Source organism: Streptomyces sp. NPDC107471 (genome assembly GCF_055582845.1).
In genome coordinates this window covers 251423-269611 of sequence record NZ_JBVJPC010000005.1, presented here as the reverse complement: position 1 = coordinate 269611, position 18189 = coordinate 251423, and the positions used below count along the sequence as shown (strand labels likewise).

General features: G+C 70.4%; 17 protein-coding genes and 1 tRNA gene. 6 read left to right on the top strand and 12 right to left on the bottom strand.

What is annotated here, in order from left to right; translation table 11 throughout:
* Nucleotides 1-31 precede the first annotated feature (31 nt).
* From ACZ66S_RS18705 to ACZ66S_RS18670, 8 genes are all read right to left on the bottom strand, one after another.
* Nucleotides 32-787 (bottom strand): alpha/beta fold hydrolase, encoded by a 756-nt coding sequence (locus ACZ66S_RS18705; protein ID WP_469902605.1) that lies wholly within the window; start codon nt 785-787, stop codon nt 32-34.
* 140 nt (nt 788-927) lie between these two features.
* Nucleotides 928-1953 (bottom strand): beta-ketoacyl synthase N-terminal-like domain-containing protein, encoded by a 1026-nt coding sequence (locus tag ACZ66S_RS18700; protein WP_469902604.1) that lies wholly within the window; start codon nt 1951-1953, stop codon nt 928-930.
* On the bottom strand, nt 1946-3109 hold the full coding sequence (locus ACZ66S_RS18695; protein WP_469902603.1) for a beta-ketoacyl synthase N-terminal-like domain-containing protein: 1164 nt from the start codon (nt 3107-3109) through the stop codon (nt 1946-1948). Before ACZ66S_RS18695 ends, ACZ66S_RS18700 begins: the two co-directional genes overlap by 8 nt.
* The gene (locus tag ACZ66S_RS18690) at nt 3106-4368 is read right to left on the bottom strand and encodes a beta-ketoacyl-[acyl-carrier-protein] synthase family protein (protein ID WP_469902602.1); all 1263 of its coding nucleotides are present in this window, start codon (nt 4366-4368) and stop codon (nt 3106-3108) included. The genes ACZ66S_RS18695 and ACZ66S_RS18690 overlap by 4 nt, the downstream gene beginning before the upstream one ends.
* A 34-nt stretch (nt 4369-4402) precedes the next feature.
* Nucleotides 4403-4672: an acyl carrier protein gene (locus tag ACZ66S_RS18685; RefSeq protein ID WP_469902601.1), complete on the bottom strand. Its 270-nt coding sequence runs from the start codon at nt 4670-4672 to the stop codon at nt 4403-4405.
* Between the two features lie 211 nt (nt 4673-4883).
* Complete coding sequence (locus ACZ66S_RS18680) at nt 4884-5894, bottom strand: helix-turn-helix transcriptional regulator (protein ID WP_469902600.1); 1011 nt, start codon at nt 5892-5894, stop codon at nt 4884-4886.
* Nucleotides 5895-6073: 179 nt separating this feature from the next.
* Nucleotides 6074-6235, bottom strand: coding sequence for a hypothetical protein (locus tag ACZ66S_RS18675; RefSeq protein WP_469902599.1), 162 nt, complete (start codon nt 6233-6235; stop codon nt 6074-6076).
* Nucleotides 6236-6725: 490 nt separating this feature from the next.
* Nucleotides 6726-6812 (bottom strand) — tRNA-Leu (locus ACZ66S_RS18670).
* A gap of 469 nt (nt 6813-7281) precedes the next feature.
* On the opposite strand from ACZ66S_RS18670, the gene ACZ66S_RS18665 reads away from it, so the two are divergent.
* The 6 genes from ACZ66S_RS18665 to pknB all read left to right on the top strand — a co-directional run bounded on the left by ACZ66S_RS18665 (nt 7282) and on the right by pknB (nt 15450).
* Nucleotides 7282-8148 (top strand): FhaA domain-containing protein, encoded by an 867-nt coding sequence (locus tag ACZ66S_RS18665; protein WP_469902598.1) that lies wholly within the window; start codon nt 7282-7284, stop codon nt 8146-8148.
* Nucleotides 8149-8158: 10 nt separating this feature from the next.
* On the top strand, nt 8159-8671 hold the full coding sequence (locus tag ACZ66S_RS18660) for an FHA domain-containing protein FhaB/FipA (protein ID WP_020134183.1): 513 nt from the start codon (nt 8159-8161) through the stop codon (nt 8669-8671).
* A gap of 98 nt (nt 8672-8769) precedes the next feature.
* Nucleotides 8770-10335, top strand: a complete 1566-nt coding sequence (locus ACZ66S_RS18655; RefSeq protein WP_469903015.1) for a Stp1/IreP family PP2C-type Ser/Thr phosphatase — start codon at nt 8770-8772, stop codon at nt 10333-10335.
* Between the two features lie 27 nt (nt 10336-10362).
* Entirely contained in the window at nt 10363-11817 is a 1455-nt protein-coding gene (locus tag ACZ66S_RS18650; protein ID WP_469902597.1) for an FtsW/RodA/SpoVE family cell cycle protein, read from the top strand.
* Complete coding sequence (locus tag ACZ66S_RS18645) at nt 11814-13286, top strand: peptidoglycan D,D-transpeptidase FtsI family protein (RefSeq protein WP_469902596.1); 1473 nt, start codon at nt 11814-11816, stop codon at nt 13284-13286. The genes ACZ66S_RS18650 and ACZ66S_RS18645 overlap by 4 nt, the downstream gene beginning before the upstream one ends.
* Before the next feature lie 169 nt (nt 13287-13455).
* On the top strand, nt 13456-15450 hold the full coding sequence (gene pknB / locus ACZ66S_RS18640; RefSeq protein WP_469902595.1) for a Stk1 family PASTA domain-containing Ser/Thr kinase: 1995 nt from the start codon (nt 13456-13458) through the stop codon (nt 15448-15450).
* Nucleotides 15451-15520: 70 nt separating this feature from the next.
* Here the strand turns inward: pknB and ACZ66S_RS18635 are convergent, their stop codons facing one another.
* From ACZ66S_RS18635 to ACZ66S_RS18620, 4 genes are read right to left on the bottom strand one after another with little or no spacing between them, the layout of a single operon-like run.
* On the bottom strand, nt 15521-16258 hold the full coding sequence (locus ACZ66S_RS18635) for a class E sortase (protein ID WP_469902594.1): 738 nt from the start codon (nt 16256-16258) through the stop codon (nt 15521-15523).
* Between the two features lie 13 nt (nt 16259-16271).
* A complete protein-coding gene (locus ACZ66S_RS18630) occupies nt 16272-17387 on the bottom strand; it encodes a class E sortase (protein ID WP_469902593.1) in 1116 nt (371 codons plus the stop codon).
* Nucleotides 17384-18022 carry an aminodeoxychorismate/anthranilate synthase component II gene (locus ACZ66S_RS18625; RefSeq protein ID WP_469902592.1) on the bottom strand — a complete coding sequence of 213 codons (639 nt, stop codon included), beginning with the start codon at nt 18020-18022 and terminating at the stop codon, nt 17384-17386. The genes ACZ66S_RS18630 and ACZ66S_RS18625 overlap by 4 nt, the downstream gene beginning before the upstream one ends.
* Nucleotides 18019-18180: a hypothetical protein gene (locus ACZ66S_RS18620; protein WP_155057297.1), complete on the bottom strand. Its 162-nt coding sequence runs from the start codon at nt 18178-18180 to the stop codon at nt 18019-18021. Before ACZ66S_RS18620 ends, ACZ66S_RS18625 begins: the two co-directional genes overlap by 4 nt.
* Nucleotides 18181-18189: the final 9 nt, after the last annotated feature.

The following is an 18189-nucleotide window of genomic DNA, read 5'->3' as shown; positions in this document are numbered from 1 at the left end:
TGAAGGAAGGTGGTGCCGGTCCGGCGCGGTGTCAGGAGGTGGCCGGGACCGCGCGGGTGCCGCCGGGCGATGCGACCCGCTCGGGAAGGACCTCGTGCAGCAGCTCGTGCACGGCGTCGGCGAAGTCCCGCGGCCGCTCCGCCATCGCGAAGTGGCCGCAGTCGTCGAACAGCCGCAGCCGGCCGTCGGGCAGGGCGGCGGCCAGGGCCCGGGCGTCGTCGGGCGGGGCCGCGAAGTCGTCGGCGCCGGCCACCACGAGCACGGGCAGTCGCAGCGCGTCGACGTCTAGCCCGGGGCTGCGCAGGTAGGCGCCGAAGAACTGCTGCCAGCCGTACGGCCCGATCCGCTCCCGCACCCTGAGCGCCATCGCGGCACGCAGCTCGGGCGGGACGCGGTCGCCCGCGCCGATCCGCAGGCCCTCTTCGAGGATCCGGTGGAAGCCGTTCAGGTAGTACTGGGCGTCGTCCCAGGTGAAGGCGTCGGGGGAGCGCCGGTGGAAGGGGGCGACGACGACCGCGGCCCGGACGTCCCCGCGCCGGGCGAGCACCTCGAGTGCCGGCCCCGCGGTGAAGGAGTGCACGACGACCACGTCCGCCCCGCCGGGCACGGCGTCCAGAGCCCGCTCCACGTACCGGCCGGGCTCCCCGTCGATGCTCCACCCCGGGTCGCCCTCGGCACCCCAGGGCAGCACCGCGTCCCACACCTCGACCGCGTCGTCGGCGAGCTCCGCGTACGCCGCCCACTGGGAGGTGCTCCCGGCGAGCCCGTGCAGCAGCAGGACCCGCACGGGATCACCGCCTTCGAGCGCCGCCCGCCGCATCCGAACCGGGGAAGCCGCCGACGGCGAGGAACCCCCGCGGGGGCCACCCGCACCCGACGACGAAAGCAACACGGGTGGTGCGGGTGGGAACCCCGAAGCCGAGGCCGTCACACCGCACCCCCGGCCCCCGCAAGGAGCAACGCCGCACTCGCGTCATCGCCCCCCGCGTCCCCGGTCCCCGCACTGGCAAGCACCATCTCGTCCGACCGCCCGCTCAGCCACGCCACCCCCGCGGCACACTGAAGAACCCCCAGCGCCCCGGAAGAAGGCCCGTACAGAGCGGCCAGGTCATGCACGGGCACCGCACTGCCGACCCCCGCCCCCAGCCCCGCCGCGGGCGCCCGCACCCCTTCCGGATGCTCGGGCACGCACCACAGCCCCACGGGCCCGGGCCGGCGCCGGCGTACCTCGGCCACCGCCTGTGCATGCCGTCCCCGACGCGCGTACGGTCCGAGCACGGCCAGTGCCCGTACGCCCCGCGCCGCGGCCGACGCCCCCGACTCCACGACCAGGGCCACCGCCCCGTCGAACAGTTCGGGCACCCCGTCCGCACGCCCCTCCGCGACCCCCGTGACATGGCGCACCGCCGGGTTGTCCGGCTCCACGCCCACCACGAGCATCCGCTCGACCCGCCCCGAGACGACGAGCAGCCGGGCCCAGTTGACGGCGTCGAGCCCGGAGGTGGGCCCGTTGCACAGGGTCACGTTGGCGCCGCGCAGCCCGTGCGTGATGGCGACCCAGGAGGCCACCACGTTGCTGGAGGTGGCGGGCAGCATCATCGGGCTGGTGCCCAGGTAGGTGGACTCGTCGATGGTCCGCACGGTCTCGCAGACGGTGTCGGCGTTGCCGTAGTTGGTGCTGGCGCTGACCCCGACGCTCTCGCCCGGCACCGTCAGGTCGCCGGACTCGTCGACCAGGCCGGCCGCCCGCAGCGCGTCCCGGGCCGCCACCATGGCGAGCTTGGTGGCCCGGTCCTTGTACCGCAGCCCGCGCCCGGTCAGCCGGTCGACGGGGTCGGCCGCCGTACGGTGCCCGTCGGGCAGCGCGTCGAGCAGCCCCGCGGGCCCGTCGAGCCCGCGTACCGCACTGCCCAGTCCGGTGATCACGGCGTCCGCCGTGGCGACGTCACTCATCACCCACCCCCATGCTCTCGACGACGGCGACCGCGTTGAGCCCGCCGAACCCGAAGGAGTCGATCTGCGCGAGCCGCATCGGCCCGGCCGGCCGCTCCGCCGCCCCCCGCACCAGCCGGAACCCGGCCACGGCCTCCACGGGGTCGTCGAGGTGCACGGTCGGCGGGACCGTCCCTGTGCGCAGCACGTCCACCGCCGCGACCAGGCTGTGCAGCCCGGAGGCCCCGGCGGTGTGCCCGGTCATCGACTTGATGGCCGTCATGTACGGGGAGACGTCCAGGCCCGCGAAGACCGAGCCCAGCGCGGTCGACTCGGCCTCGTCGTTCAGCGGTGTGCCCGTGCCGTGCAGCATGACGAGGTCGATGTCGGCGGGCCGTACGCCGGCCCGCCGGTGCGCCTCCTGCACGGCGGCGGCGATGCTCTTCGCGTCCGGCGCCGAGGGGTGGTAGGCGTCGCAGTTGACCGCGACCCCGCGCACCCGGGCGTGCACCCGGTCGGCCGGACCCGGTCCGTCCGCCTCCCTGCGCAGCACGACGGCCACCGCGCCCTCGCCCTGGAGCATCCCCCGCCGGGCCCGGTCGAACGGCCTCACCCGGTCGGGCGCTTCGGGGTAGCAGCGGTCGAGCAGCCCGTAGGTGCTCTCGGTGATGGTGTCGACGCCGGCCACCACCACGGTCTGCGCCGCGCCCGTCTCCAGCAGGTCGGCGCCCATCGCCAGCGCGTACAGCGAGGCCGAGCAGGCGTTGGCGACGGTGTGGGTGTCGGCGGCACCGAAGCGCCGGCGCAGCATGGTGCCGAAGTGCAGGTCGGCCGCGTCGAAGGGGACCCCGTCGCGCCAGGACAGCTCGACGGAGCGCAGTTCCCTGAGGGTCGTGCCGACCAGCACCGGCACCGAGGACAGGTCGTCCCCGAGCCCGGCGTCCGCGGCGGCCGCGGCGACCGCCTGTTCCAGCCAACGGGTCGCCCGCAGCGGCTCGTCGACGCCCGGCGCCGGCCGGTCGTCGATCTCGTAGGCCACCTGCGCCCGGAACTTCTCCCGGTCGTAGCCGCGCAGCGGTCCGAGCCCGCTGCGCCCCGCGACAAGCGAGTCGAAGATCTCCTCGACACTGCCGCCGATGCTGGCGACGGCCCCCATCCCGGTCACGATCCAGCTCATGCCGCGCTCCGGTGGTCGCGGTACGCGCCGAGGATGAGGACGGCGTTGTTGCCGCCGAAGGCCAGCGCGTTGTTCTGGACGACGGTCAGCTCCGCCTCGACGGCCTCGTTGGGCACGCAGTCGACCGCGCACTCGGGGTCGGTCTCCCGGTGGTTGATCGTCGGCGGGATGAAGCCCTCGGTGATCGCGAGCGCGCAGGCCGCCGCGGAGACGGCGCTGGCCGCGCCCATGCTGTGCCCGATCATCGACTTGATGGAGACGGTGCGCGGCATGGCGTCCTCGCCGAACACCTGGCGGATGGCGCCAGCCTCGGTGATGTCGTTGGCCTTCGTCCCGGTGCCGTGCGCGGAGACGAAGTCGACCTGGTCCGGGGTCACGCCCGCGTTGCGGTGGGCGATCTCGATGGTCCGCGCGATGCTGCCCTGGTCCGGGGCGACCGGGTGCAGGGCGTCGCAGGCGAGCCCGTAGCCGAGCACCTCGGCGTAGATCCGCGCCCCGCGGGCCAGTGCCGACTCCAGGCTCTCCATGAGCAGGATGCCGGCGCCCTCCCCGGTGAGGATGCCCTCGCGGTCCTTGTCGAAGGGCCGGCACACCTCGGGGGCGACGGTGCCGAGCCGGTAGAACCCGGTGAACGTCTTGCGGCAGGCCGCGTCCGCGCCACCGCACAGGGCGATGTCGACGTCGCCGCTGCGCAGGGCGTCGTAGCCGTAGCCGACCGCGTAGTTGCCCGCCGCGCACGCGGTCGGGATCGTCACGGCCTCCACGTCCGTCAGGCCCAGCTCGCGCACGATGCCCGCGGACAGCCGTCCCGCGGGGATGCGCCGGGCGACGGTCGGGTCGTACGCGTCGGGCCCGCCGTCCATGCTCGTCCCGACGAGCTGGTCGAGGTCGCGGGACTCGCCGTCCGTGGTGCCCACGGACACCAGGGAGCGGCGCGCCCGTACGTCCTCCTCGGTCAGGCCCGCGTCCTCGACCGCCATCCGCGCGGCGGCCACCGAGAACTGGCTCGCGCGGCCCAGCTCCTCGGGGTGCTGCCGCACGATCCAGCGCTCCGGCTCGAAGTCGGTGACCTCGCAGCCGTTGGCGTGCGCGAAGCCGGTCGTGTCGAACGCGGTGATCGGCTTGACGCCGCTGCGCCCGTCACGGAGTCCGGCGGTGAAGGCCTCGACGCCGATGCCGATGCTGGTGACCACCCCGAGTCCGGTGATGACGACCCGGCGGCCGGAGGCCTGTGTGTCCGTGCTGATCGAAGCATTCATCGCAGCTCACCCGTCTGACGGTCGGAAGGAGGCGTCAGCGCCGGGCGGCTTCGGCCACCACCGCGTACACACCCTCCAGGTTGACCATGCGGCTGAGCTCGGCCTGGTCGATGGTCACGCGCTGCGTCCGCTCCAGGGCGGCGAGGATCTCGATGGCCCGCAGCGAGTCCGCGTCGTGCTCCTCCTTGAAGAGGCTGACCTCGGTGACCTCGTCCTCGTCGATCTCGAGGATGTCGCAGACGATCTCCTTGATCTCCTGCTTCCGCTCGGCGTCCAGCCCGTCCGTCAGGCTCACGTTGCTCATCTCGACTCCCTGAGTACGTCACTGCCGGAGCCCGGTGGCCCCGCCCTCTGACGCCCCAAGACTGAGATCGCCCGCTATACGGCCCCTATACGGTCCCTGCACGCGCCCCCGGCGGCCCGGGGCTGTGTCCTCGGGCGGCTCCGCCGCGGGGCGCGGCAGGCCCCGGCGGACCCGCGCCCGCCCGGCGACACCACGAGACCCCGGGCGCCGGTCACTCCTCCTCCGCCCCCGCCAGCCATCCCAACTGCGCGGCCCGCAACCCCGCCTGGAACCGGCTCCGCGCCCCCAGCCGGCTCATCAGCTCCGCGGTGATCCGCCGCCCCGTCCGCACCGAGACCCCGAGCTTTCGCGCGACGACCTCGTCCGTGAGCCCTTCCCCGAGCAGCCGCAGCACCGCCTGCTCCTGCGAGGTCAGCTCCCCCTCGCCGCGCTCCCGGTGCTGCGGCCGGCCCCGGGTGAAGGGCAGCGCGTTCTCCCACACGCGCTCGAACAGCTCGCCCAACGCGACCAGCACGCCCCGCCCGTGCAGCACCAGCGCCCCCGCCGCGGAGTCGTCGGGGTCCGTCGGCAGCACGGCGTGCGCGCGGTCGAAGATCAGCATCCGTGAGGGCAGCGACGCGGTCGTGCGCACCTCGTCCCCGTGCGAGTGCAGCCACCGCAGGTGCTCCACGGTCGCCGGATCGTTGTGCACGCTGTCGAGGTACACGCTGCGCATCGCCACCCCGCGTCCCGCGAGGTCCTCGCAGAGCGGCCGGCTCGCCTGCCGGCTCTCCGCGGTCTGGGGTCCGCCGGCCGCGAACGTCAGCAGCTCGGCCTCGCACTTCTGCGTGAGCTCCTCGATGCGGGAACGTATCTCCTCGAGCCCGTTGAGCCGCTCGATGACCGAGCCCCGCAGATCCTGCTGCGCCGCGTTGTGGTCGTCGATGAATCGCGCGACTTCCGTCCGCGCCTCGCCCAATTCTTTCTGGCGTTCCAGGAGTTCGTTTTCCCGACGCGTCATCAGGGCCTGCAGAGCCACCTCAGGACTGACCGCACGAAGGTTTTCCGGGGCGCCCCACGAGGGTTTTACGAGATTGAGCCGCACGCATTCGTCCAGCGCGGAGCGCACCCGCTCCGGGCGCCACCCGAGGGAGGACACGAGCTCCTCCACGGAGGCCGGCTGTCTGAGCAGCGACCGGTAGATCTCGGACACATGGGACGGCAGCCCGAGCGGCTCCAGCATCTGTGCTCCTCCCCCAGTGATCACAAGGTGCCGCCGATCATTATGTTTATGCAGAAAATGATTGGCAACGAAAATGTGACGACTCACAGGGTGACCGCACAGTAACAAAGGGCCCGCTTCGAAGAAGCGGACCCTTTCGGCCACGGTTGGCCGACTTCCATCCCCCGACGGGGACCAGCTCATCCCCAGATGGGGTCCTCGTCCGGGCTGTCCGTCGTCAAGGTCGCCGAGCCCCAGATCGGGTCCTGCGGAGCGGCCGCCGAGACGCTCGCACCGCCCAGCACGACGGTGACCGAAAGAACCAGGGTGGCGACGACGGCACGCAGCAGGTTGTCACGCATGAAGTATTTCCCCCTCGGAAATCAAGAATTTAATTTCTTGCGATTCCGTCGACCGGATTTCCCCGTCCTGCCGACAACTGAATCTTCACCGAGGAACAACACGCACCACCACAGAAAAGCAATGCAGGGAGCTGCGCTGGCAAGGTGCTGACAGCGGAACCCATGCCGCCGGTTTCCGCCCCCGAAATCCCGTACCGCGTTCGGAACCGACTGACCTGGCGCTACGCCCGCCCACCGCGCCGGAGCTCTCCCCTCCGCACGCCCCCGCCGCCCCACCCGCCGCGCAGGTGGCCGGCGCCACGGGCGATGACCTGGTGCGGGGGTGCAGCTTGATGCCAGCGAACCGGACGGCAGCGCGCCGCCGAGCAGCGCTCGCCACCCCTGTCCGCGATCAAGTGAGAGAGACCTCACAGCGTGAGCCGTGCCACCACCCGGGAGCCCACCGGAACAACGAGAAGCCCCTCAGGTCCAGGACCTGAGGGGCTTCCAGTGGTGCGCGAGGGGGGAGTTGAACCCCCACGCCCTTTCGGGCACTGGAACCTGAATCCAGCGCGTCTGCCTATTCCGCCACCCGCGCATTGGGTGTGTCCTCGGGCTCCTCGCCTTGCGGTCCGGCGCCTTCCGACACGCAGAACATTAGCACGCTGGCGAGGGTGGGTTCACATCCGTTGTCCGGGGGCAGCCGCCCACCAGCGGCTTCGGTGGCGGGCCGCCGATCCGGGGTGCCGCCGGGCCAGGTGCCGGCCGGTGCCGGTCCACGTATCAACCTCGTACCGGTAACGCCCGTCTCCCCAGGAGCAGGTAGGGGTCCACAGTCAGGTGCGGGACACTGGTCTGCGGCCGCCTCTACGATCCTTGACAGAGGAGTTCGACAGCGGAGTTCGAAGTGGGGCTCCGCAGGGAACTTCGGAGGCGTCGACACCCGTCGACCGTGCCGACAGGGGGAACCAGCCGATTCACCGGCGCGTGGATACGATCAGTAAGCAGTACCAGGTAAGCAGCAGCCGGCGCAGTACCCAGGGCGGCAAGGACGGAGGAGGTGCCTCATGGGAGTCCTGAAGAAGTTCGAGCAGCGTCTCGAAGGTCTGGTCAACGGCACCTTCGCCAAGGTGTTCAAGTCCGAGGTCCAGCCCGTGGAGATCGCGGGGGCGCTCCAGCGGGAGTGCGACAACAACGCGACCATCTGGAACCGCGACCGCACGGTCGTGCCCAACGACTTCATCGTGGAGCTGAGCACGCCGGACTTCGAGCGGCTCAGCCCCTACTCGGGCCAGCTCGGCGACGAGCTCGCCGGCATGGTGAGCGACTACGCCAAGCAGCAGCGCTACACCTTCATGGGCCCGATCAAGGTCAACCTGGAGAAGGCGGACGACCTCGACACCGGTCTGTACCGGGTGCGCAGCCGTACGCTCGCCTCCTCCACGAACCAGCAGGCCCCCGGAACCTCGGCCCCGGCCGGCCGGCCCGGCGCACCGGCACCCGGTGGCTACGGCTACCCGCCGGCCGCTCCGGCGGGCGCCCCGCCCATGCCGGCCGCCCCGCCACCCGGCCGCGGCGGCTACGGCTACCCGCAGCCCGCCCAGGCTCCCCGCCCGGCCGGCGGCCCGGTCGGCGCGCCCGCGCCGGGCTCCCGCACCCGCCACTGGATCGAGATCAACGGCACCCGCCACCAGATCTCCCGCGCCACGCTGGTGCTGGGCCGCAGCACCGAGGCCGACGTGCGGATCGACGACCCCGGCGTCTCGCGCCGGCACTGCGAGATCCGGACCGGAACGCCCTCGACGATCCAGGATCTCGGGTCCACCAACGGCATCGTGGTGGACGGGCAGCACACCACCCGCGCTACGCTCCGCGACGGCTCGCGGATCGTCGTGGGCAGTACCACCATCATTTACCGGCAAGCCGAAGGGTGAAGCGGGGGCAATGTCAGAGCTGACCCTCACGGTCATGCGGCTGGGTTTCCTGGCCGTACTGTGGCTGTTCGTGATCGTGGCCGTGCAGGTCATCCGCAGCGACCTGTTCGGTACGCGCGTCACCCAGCGCGGCTCGCGCCGGGAGGCCGGCCGGGCCCAGCAGGCCCAGCGGCAGGCGCCCCCGCAGCAGCGCCAGCAGCCGGCCGCCGGGGGCCGCCAGCGCCGTAACGCCCCCACCAAGCTCGTCGTGTCCGAGGGCACCCTCACCGGCACCACCGTGGCGCTCCAGGGGCAGACCATCACGCTGGGCCGGGCGCACGACAGCACCATCGTGCTGGACGACGACTACGCCTCCAGCCGCCATGCCAGGATCTATCCGGACCGCGACGGCAACTGGATCGTCGAGGACCTGGGCTCGACCAACGGCACGTATCTCGACCGATCGCGGCTGACGACCCCGACCCCGATTCCGCTGGGCGCGCCGATCCGCATCGGCAAGACCGTCATCGAGCTGCGGAAGTAGTGCTACATCATGAATAGGCGCGAGCGGAGCGAGCACGCGGCGTGGGCCCCCACCCCGGGCCCCGGCGCGCTCCCGACCGGAGGGTGGGCACCGTGCGGATGTACCCGGAGCCGACGGGCGAGGTGCGCATGAGTCTGTCACTGCGCTTCGCCGCCGGATCGCACAAAGGCATGATCCGGGAGGGCAACGAGGACTCCGGATACGCCGGGCCCCGCCTGCTCGCCATCGCCGACGGCATGGGCGGCGCCGCCGCCGGCGAGGTCGCCTCCTCCGAGGCCATCTCCACGATCGTCGCCCTCGACGACGACGTCCCCGGCTCCGACGTCCTCACCTCGCTCGGCGTGGCCGTCCAGCGCGCCAACGACCAACTGCGCTCCATGGTCGAGGAGGACCCCCAGCTCGAAGGCATGGGGACCACCCTGACCGCCCTGCTGTGGACCGGTCAGCGGCTCGGCCTCGTGCACGTCGGCGACTCGCGCGCGTACCTGCTGCGCGACGGCGTCCTCACCCAGATCACCCAGGACCACACCTGGGTGCAGCGTCTGGTCGACGAGGGCCGCATCACCGAGGAAGAGGCCACCACCCACCCCCAACGCTCGCTGCTGATGCGGGCGTTGGGCAGCGGCGAGCACGTCGAGCCCGACCTCTCCATCCGCGAGGTCCGCGCCGGCGACCGCTACCTGATCTGCTCCGACGGCCTCTCCGGCGTCGTCTCGCACCAGACGCTCGAGGACACCCTCGCCAGCTACCAGGGCCCCCAGGAGACCGTGCAGGAGCTCATCCAGCTCGCACTGCGCGGCGGCGGCCCCGACAACATCACGGTCATCGTGGCCGACGTCCTGGACCTGGACACCGGGGACACCCTCGCCGGGCAGCTCTCGGACACCCCGGTCGTGGTCGGCGCGGTCGCCGAGAACCAGCACCAGCTCCACGACAACGGCATCATGCAGACCCCCGCGGGCCGCGCCTCCGGGCTCGGCCGCCAGGGCCACGGACAGGGCGGGGGCGGCGAGTTCGGGCCGTCCGGCTCCTCCGACACCACCGGCTACATCCCGACGAACGGCTTCGGCGACTACTCCGACGACGACTTCGTCAAGCCCCGCAAGGGCCGCAGGTGGCTGAAGAGATCCTTCTACACGGTGCTCGCGCTCGCCGTCATCGGCGGTGGCCTGTACGGCGGTTACCGCTGGACGCAGACCCAGTACTACGTCGGCGTCAACGGCGAGCACGTGGCGCTGTACCGGGGCATCAGCCAGGACCTGGCGTGGGTGTCGCTCTCGAAGGTGTCCAAGGACCACCCCGAGATCGAACTCAAGTACCTGCCGCCGTACCAGCAGAAGTCGGTCGAGGGCACCATCGCCGAGGGCGACCTGAGGACGGCCCAGAAGAAGATCGACGAGCTGGGCGTGCAGGCCGCCGCGTGCCGCAAGCAGGACGAGGCGCAGGCCACGGAGAGCAGGAAGAACTCCAAGCCGGGCGAGGGCCAGGCCGGGGGCACCACGGGAACCACTCTGTCCTCCCTGACGTCCAAGGCCACACCGACCCCGACGAGCACGTCCTCCCCGTCCCCGAACGCTTCCGCGTCCCCGAAGCCCACTCCCACCCCCGGCCCCACCCTCTCGGACGAGGAGAAGCAGGTCGTCGGGAACTGCGGTACGCAGTAGGCAAGCCGTGAGAGGCCCTGTCACACGATGAGCAGCAGTACTTCGAACACGTCGACGCACCACACGTCCACGATCGGCGCGATCGGCGCACCGAGCCGCCGCAACACCGAGCTGGCGCTGCTGGTGTTCGCCGTCCTCATCCCGGTCTTCGCCTACGCCAACGTGGGCCTGGCGATCGACGACCAGGTCCCGGCCGGCCTGCTGAGCTACGGCCTCGGCCTCGGTCTGCTGGCCGGCGTCGCCCATCTCGTCGTACGCAAGTTCGCGCCGTACGCGGACCCGCTGATGCTGCCGTTGGCCACCCTGCTCAACGGCCTCGGGCTCGTCGCGATCTGGCGGCTGGACCAGTCGAAGCTGCTCCAGCAGATCGGCCAGGCCGGCGGCAAGGCCACCAACCAGCTCATCTACACGGCCATGGGCATCGCCCTGTTCGCCGTCGTCCTGGTCTTCCTCAAGGACCACCGGGTCCTGCAGCGCTACACCTACATCTCCATGGTCGGCGCGCTGGTCCTGCTGCTCCTTCCACTGGTCCCGGGCCTCGGCGCCAACATCACCTACGGCGCCAAGATCTGGATCAAGGTCGGCAGCTTCACCATCCAGCCCGGTGAGTTCGCCAAGATCGTGCTCGCGGTGTTCTTCGCCGGCTACCTCATGGTCAAGCGGGACGCCCTGGCCCTCGCCAGCCGCCGCTTCATGGGCCTGTACCTGCCGCGCGGCCGCGACCTCGGTCCGATCATCGTCGTCTGGATGATCTCGATCCTCATCCTGGTGTTCGAGACCGACCTCGGTACCTCGCTGCTGTTCTTCGGAATGTTCATCATCATGCTGTACGTCGCCACCGAGCGGACCAGTTGGATCGTCTTCGGTCTGCTGATGTCCGCGGCCGGCGCCGTCGGTGTGGCGAGCTTCGAACCGCACGTGCAGACCCGTGTCCAGGCCTGGCTCAACCCGATGCGCGAGTACACCCTCAGCCGCACCCCCAACGGCGACGGCATGGTCCACTCCGAACAGGCCATGCAGGCCCTGTGGGCCTTCGGCTCCGGCGGCACCCTCGGCACCGGCTGGGGACAGGGCCACTCCGAGCTGATCCGGTTCGCCGCCAACTCCGACTTCATCCTCGCCACCTTCGGCGAGGAGCTGGGCCTGGCCGGCCTCATGGCGATCCTGCTGATCTACGGCCTGATCGTGGAGCGCGGCGTCCGCACCGCCCTCGCCGCCCGCGACCCGTTCGGCAAACTGCTCGCCATCGGCCTGTCCGGCGCCTTCGCGCTCCAGGTCTTCGTGGTGGCCGGCGGTGTGATGGGCCTGATCCCGCTGACCGGAATGACGATGCCCTTCCTGGCGTACGGCGGTTCCTCCGTCATCGCCAACTGGGCCCTCATCGGCATCCTGATCAGGATCAGCGACACCGCACGCCGTCCGGCGCCCGCCCCCGCCCCCAGCCCCGACGCCGAGATGACCCAGGTGGTCCGCCCGTCATGAACAAGCCCCTGCGCCGGATCGCGATCTTCTGCGGCCTCCTGATCCTCGCCCTCCTCATCCGCGACAACTGGCTCCAGTACGTCAAGGCCGACGCTCTGCGCGAGGACACGGACAACCGCCGTGTGCTGATCGCCCGCTACGCCACGCCCCGCGGCGACATCATCGTCGACGGCAAGTCGATCACCGGGCACGCCGAGACGACGTCCGGCGACTTCAAGTACAAGCGCACCTACAAGGACGGCGCCATGTGGGCGCCGGTCACCGGCTTCGTCTCCCAGGCCTACGGCGCCACCCAGCTCGAGTCCATCGAGGACGGCATCCTCACCGGCAACGACGACCGGCTGTTCTTCCGCAACACCCTCGACATGCTGACCGGCAAGCCGAAGGAGGGCGGCAATGTCGTCACCACCCTCAACGCCGCCGCGCAGAAGGCCGCCTACAACGGTCTGAAGAAGCAGGGCGGCAAGGGTGCCGTCGCCGCCATCGAGCCGTCCACCGGCAAGATCCTGGCGCTGGCCTCCTACCCGTCGTACGACCCCTCCACGATCGCCGGCGGCAGCGACGCCGACGCCGAGGCATGGAAGAAGCTCGACAGGAAGAACAACCCCGACGACCCCTCGCTCAACCGGGCGCTGCGCGAGGTCTACCCGCCCGGCTCCACCTTCAAGGTCGTCACCGCGGCCGCCGCGCTGGAGAACGGCCTGTACACCGAGGCGGACGAGAAGACCAAGTCGCCGCTGCCGTGGACCATGCCCGGGACGACGACCCAGTTGAAGAACGAGGGCAACATCCCCTGCGAGAACGCCACCATGCGGGTCGCGCTCCAGTACTCCTGCAACACGGTCTTCGGCAAGATCGGTTCCGACCTCGGCAACGACAAGATGCTGGACGAGGCCAAGAAGTTCGGCTTCGACGAGGAGCAGTTCGTGCCGGTCCGCTCCAGCGCGTCGGTCTTCTCCGACGACATGAACCCCTCGCAGACCGCGCTGTCCTCCATCGGCCAGTACAACACCGCCGCCACCCCGCTCCAGATGGCCATGGTCGCCTCGGCCGTCGCCAACAACGGCACGCTGATGAAGCCGTACATGGTGGACTCGCTCCAGGCCCCGAACCTGGACACCCTGGAGAAGACCGAGCCGGAGAAGATGAGCGAGCCGCTGTCGGCGGAGAACGCCCAGATCCTCCAGTCGATGATGGAGACGGTCGTCGAGAAGGGCACCGGCACCACGGCCCAGATCGACAACGTGACCGTCGGCGGCAAGACGGGTACCGCCCAGCACGGCGAGAACAACAGCAAGAACCCGTACGCCTGGTTCATCTCGTACGCCAAGGTCGGCGACAGCGCGCCGGTCGCCGTGGCCGTGGTCGTCCAGGACGACAACGCGGTCCGCGAGAACATCTCCGGAAGCGGTCTCGCGGCGCCCATCGCCAAGAGCGTCATGGAGGCGGTCATCAACTCCAAGAAGTGACCCCGCTCACGTCACCTCCACATCGGTGCACGTTGCGATACCGGTCCTGTATCGGGTGACGCACTTGGCCAGGTCACACAAAGCTAGCCGGGTACGGTAGGCCCGGAGTGCAGCCTCCGACGGCACACACGTGCCCGTCGGGACCGACGGAGAGGGCTGGTAGGAAGCTATGGAAGAGCCGCGTCGCCTCGGCGGCCGGTACGAGCTGGGCCAGGTGCTCGGCCGTGGTGGCATGGCGGAGGTCTACCTCGCCATGGACACGCGCCTCGGCCGCACCGTGGCGGTGAAGACGCTGCGCGCGGACCTCGCGCGCGACCCGTCCTTCCAGGCCCGGTTCCGCCGGGAGGCCCAGTCGGCCGCCTCGCTCAACCATCCCGCGATCGTGGCGGTCTACGACACGGGCGAGGACTACATCGACGGGGTCTCGATCCCGTACATCGTCATGGAGTACGTCGACGGCTCCACGCTCCGTGAGCTGCTGCACTCCGGCCGCAAGCTGCTGCCGGAGCGCTCCCTGGAGATGACCATCGGGATCCTCCAGGCGCTGGAGTACTCCCACCGCAGCGGGATCGTCCACCGGGACATCAAGCCGGCCAACGTGATGCTCACGCGCAACGGCCAGGTCAAGGTGATGGACTTCGGCATCGCCCGCGCCATGGGCGACTCCGGCATGACGATGACCCAGACCTCGGCGGTCATCGGCACCGCCCAGTACCTCTCGCCGGAGCAGGCGAAGGGCGAGCAGGTCGACGCGCGGTCAGACCTCTACTCGACCGGCTGTCTCCTCTACGAGCTGCTGACGGTCCGGCCGCCCTTCGTGGGCGACTCCCCGGTGGCCGTCGCGTACCAGCACGTGCGCGAGGAGGCGCAGCCGCCGTCGGTCTTCGACCCCGAGATCACGCCCGAGATGGACGCGATCGTGTTGCGGGCCCTGGTCAAGGACCCCAACTACCGCTACCAGTCGGCCGACGAGATGCGTGCCGACATCGAGGCCTGCCTCGACGGCCAGCCGGTCGCGGCCACCGCCGCCATGGGCTCGGTGGGCTACGGCGGCTACCCGGACGACCAGCCGACCACGGCCCTGCGCTCCGACGCCGGCGCGACCACCATGCTGCCGCCGACGAACCCGGACGACGGCGGCTACGGCTACGACGACCGCCCCGACCGGCGCCGCCAGAAGAAGTCGAACACCTCGACGATCCTGCTGGTGGTGGCGGGCATCCTGGTGCTCGTCGGCGCGATCCTGATCGGCAAGTGGATCTTCAGCGGGGGCGGCGCGGGCAACGACCAGGTGGCCGTGCCGAACCTGGTCAACCAGTCGCAGGACGACGCCACGAGACAACTGGGCAACGTCGACCTGAAACTCGGCGAGGTCACCCAGAAGGCCTGCGAGAACACCGCCAAGGGCAACATCTGCGAGCAGGACCCGACGGGCGGCACCAAGGTCGACAAGAACACCGCCGTCAGCATCGTGGTGTCCACCGGGGCGCCGAAGGTGGCCGTCCCCAGTGTCCTCGGCGAGGACGTCGACAAGGCCACGGAGACGCTGCAGGGCGACAAGTACCAGTTCGTCGTCAAGACCAAGCAGAAGGTGTCCACCGAGCAGGCGGGCACGGTCCTGGACCAGAACCCGGAGCTGGGCGCGGAGGTGGAGAAGGGTTCCACCGTCACCCTCACCATCGCGAAGGCCGAGGAGAAGGCCACGGTCCCGGACGTCGTCGGCCGCTCCTGCGACGAGGCCAGGGCACAGATGCAGGCGAACAACCTCGTCGGCAACTGCACCGAGATCGAGACCGACGACACCAACCAGATCGGCAAGGTCATCTCGACCGCGCCGCAGGCCGGCACCCAGGCAGACAAGAACTCCTCGGTCAACATCCAGATCGGCAAGGCGGCGGACAAGACCGAGGTCCCGAACGTCGTGGGTCGCACGGTCGCCCAGGCCCGGCAGATCCTCAACAACGCCGGCTTCACGAACATCCAGTTCGCCAACGGCAGCGACCAGAGCGACAACGCCCTGGTGGCCCAGCAGGATCCGGGGGGCGGCAACGAGGTGGGTGATCCGGGTGGCACCCCGATCACGCTGACCACGGTGAGCGTCGGGGGCGGCAACAACAACGGCGGCAACAACGGCGGCGGCTTCTTCGGGGGCGCCACCGGCTAGCCGTACGGCACCGGCACACACGGAAGAGCCCCGGCCCCCTCTGAGGGGGCCGGGGCTCTTCCGTCGCTGCTTACCGCAGTTCCTTCGGCAGCGTCCGCTCGCTGTCCACCTTCTCGGTGCGGACCAGTTCGCCCCACACCACGTACCGGTAGCGCGAGGTGTAGACCGGCGTGCACGTCGTCAGGGTGATGTAGTGGCCGGCCTTCTTCCTGCCGGACTCCTCGGGGATCCGGCCGAGGACCTTGACGTTGTACTTCGAGGTCTCGGGCAGGACCGCGTAGACCTTGTAGACGAACCACTCGTCCTTGGTCTCGAAGACGATCGGGTCGCCCTTCCTGACCTTGTCGATGTTGTGGAACTTCGCGCCGTGGCCGTCGCGGTGGGCGGCGAGGGAGAAGTTGCCGGTCTTGCCGCTGGTGGGGAGCGTGGCCTTGACGGGGTCGGTGTAGTAGCCGGCGACACCGTCGTTGAGGATCTTCGTCGAGGTGCCCTTCTCGACCAGCACCTCGCCGTTCTTCATGGCGGGGACGTGCAGGAAGCCGATGCCGTTCCTGGTGTCCAGCGCGCCGGGGCCGGTGTCCCGGTTCTGCATCCAACTGTCGCGGACCTTGTCGGCTTCCTTGTGCGCCGCGCGGTCGGCGACGACGTTCGTCCACCACAGCGAGTAGACGACGAACAGGCCGAGCACCAGGCCCGCCGTGATGAGGAGTTCACCGAAGACGCTGACCGCCATGGCGATCCGGCCGGGGCCGCGGCGGCGCGGCGCGAGGGTGCCGGTGTTCTGCTCTTGCTCGGTGGTCGCTGCCACTTGTCATCTGCCCTTACTGGACGAGCGCATCCGGCTTGCCCTTGCTGCGCGGCCGTTCCTCGACCATCTTGCCCCAGACGATCAACCGGTACTTGCTGGTGAACTCCGGGGTGCAGGTGGTGAGGGTGATGTAGCGGCCGGCCGTGGTGAAACCGGATCCCTTGGGGACGGGGTCGATCACGCTCGTGTTGCTCGGAGACGTCACCGGCAGCGTCGACGTCATCTTGTAGACGAAGTACTCGTCCTGCGTCTCGACGACGATCGCGTCACCCGGGCTGAGCTTGTTGATGTAACGGAAGGGCTCGCCATGGGTGTTGCGGTGCCCGGCGAGCGCGAAGTTGCCGGTCTTGGCGTCGGGCATCGCGGTCTTCAGCGCGCCCTCGCTGTAGTGCCCGACCATGCCCTTGTCGAGGACCTTCTTGTTGCTGACGCCCTCGGCTATCGGCACCACGACGTCCAGCTTCGGGATGTGCAGCAGGGCGAAGCCCTGGCCCGGCTCGAAGGTGCCGGGGGCGCCCTTCCCGCTCGCCCAGTCGTTCTGGAGACTGCTCGCCTCCTTGTCCGCCTGTGCGTGCGCCCGCACATTGGTCCACCAGAGCTGGTAGCTGACGAACAGGAGCATCAGCACGCCGGTGGTGATGAACATCTCGCCGATCGCCCGGCTCGCGACGACGGCCGCGCCGGGTTTGCGGGCCTTGGCCTGTCTGCGGGCCTCGACCCGGGAGAGCGGCCTGCCGTCGGCCGACTCCGCCTCCGGCTGCGTCTCGGAGCCGGCCGCGCCGCCATGACGCCCGTGACGGCGCTTGGCGGCCTTTCTGCGGGCCGCACGGCCGCCCTGTGGGGATCCAGTGGCGGATGTGACGGAAGGGGCCGCAGAGGCGGATATGGGGGGCGGCGGATCGGGTATCCGCAACGCCACCGTCTCGTCGTCGGCCGGGGGCACGTACGGCGCCGACGCCCCGCCCGACGACTCCCCGGCGTACGACGCCCCGTCGTACGGCTCCTCGGCACGGGCCTCCTCGGCCGGGGCGGCCCCGCCGAAGGACTGACCGCCGTAGGGGTCGCCGCCGTAGGACTGGTACGACGCGTCGCCGTACAAGTCCTCGCGCTCGGGGCGCAGGGCCGTCACGCCGTGGCCCTGCCCACCACCGGGGCGAGCCCCGCCGACCTCGCCACCGCGCCCTGGTCCCCGCACTCCACCAGCCAGTTGGCCAGCATCAGGTGACCGTGTTCCGTCAGCACCGACTCGGGGTGGAACTGCACACCCTCGACCGGGAGTTCACGGTGCCTCAGCCCCATGACGATCCCGTCGTGCGTCCGCGCGGTGACCTCCAGTTCGGCCGGGACCGTCGCCGGCTCGGCCGCCAGCGAGTGGTAGCGGGTCGCCGTGAACGGCGTCGGCAGCCCGGCGAAGACGCCCTTGCCCTCGTGCTCCACGAGGGAGGTCTTGCCGTGCAGCAGCTCGGGGGCGCGGTCCACGACACCGCCGTACGCCACCTGCATCGACTGCATGCCGAGGCAGACGCCGAAGACGGGCACCCCGGTGGCGGCGCAGTGGCGCACCATCTCGATGCAGACCCCGGCCTGCTCCGGCGTGCCGGGGCCGGGCGACAGGAGGACGCCGTCGAAGCCGTCCTGGGCGTGTGCCGTCGACACCTCGTCGTTGCGCACCACCTCGCACTCCGCGCCGAGCTGGTACAGGTACTGGACCAGGTTGAAGACGAAGCTGTCGTAGTTGTCGACGACGAGAATGCGCGCGCTCACTGGTTGTCCACCGTCACATCGTTGAAGGGCAGCAGCGGTTCGGCCCACGGGAACACGTACTGGAACAGGACGTAGACCACAGCAACGACCAGCATGAGGGAGAGCAGCGCCTTCACCCACGCGTTCCCCGGCAGATGCCGCCAGATCCAGCCGTACATGCCGTCCCT

Coding starts and splice junctions, on each gene's coding strand:
- ACZ66S_RS18660 (WP_020134183.1), top strand. CDS start 8,159: ATGTCAGAGCTGACCCTCACGGTCATGCGGCTGGGTTTCCTGGCCGTA.
- ACZ66S_RS18675 (WP_469902599.1), bottom strand. CDS start 6,235: ATGCGTGACAACCTGCTGCGTGCCGTCGTCGCCACCCTGGTTCTTTCG.
- ACZ66S_RS18690 (WP_469902602.1), bottom strand. CDS start 4,368: ATGAATGCTTCGATCAGCACGGACACACAGGCCTCCGGCCGCCGGGTC.
- ACZ66S_RS18700 (WP_469902604.1), bottom strand. CDS start 1,953: ATGAGTGACGTCGCCACGGCGGACGCCGTGATCACCGGACTGGGCAGT.
- ACZ66S_RS18695 (WP_469902603.1), bottom strand. CDS start 3,109: ATGAGCTGGATCGTGACCGGGATGGGGGCCGTCGCCAGCATCGGCGGC.
- ACZ66S_RS18655 (WP_469903015.1), top strand. CDS start 8,770: ATGTACCCGGAGCCGACGGGCGAGGTGCGCATGAGTCTGTCACTGCGC.
- ACZ66S_RS18665 (WP_469902598.1), top strand. CDS start 7,282: ATGGGAGTCCTGAAGAAGTTCGAGCAGCGTCTCGAAGGTCTGGTCAAC.
- ACZ66S_RS18685 (WP_469902601.1), bottom strand. CDS start 4,672: ATGAGCAACGTGAGCCTGACGGACGGGCTGGACGCCGAGCGGAAGCAG.
- ACZ66S_RS18650 (WP_469902597.1), top strand. CDS start 10,363: ATGAGCAGCAGTACTTCGAACACGTCGACGCACCACACGTCCACGATC.
- ACZ66S_RS18620 (WP_155057297.1), bottom strand. CDS start 18,180: ATGTACGGCTGGATCTGGCGGCATCTGCCGGGGAACGCGTGGGTGAAG.
- ACZ66S_RS18680 (WP_469902600.1), bottom strand. CDS start 5,894: ATGCTGGAGCCGCTCGGGCTGCCGTCCCATGTGTCCGAGATCTACCGG.
- pknB (WP_469902595.1), top strand. CDS start 13,456: ATGGAAGAGCCGCGTCGCCTCGGCGGCCGGTACGAGCTGGGCCAGGTG.
- ACZ66S_RS18645 (WP_469902596.1), top strand. CDS start 11,814: ATGAACAAGCCCCTGCGCCGGATCGCGATCTTCTGCGGCCTCCTGATC.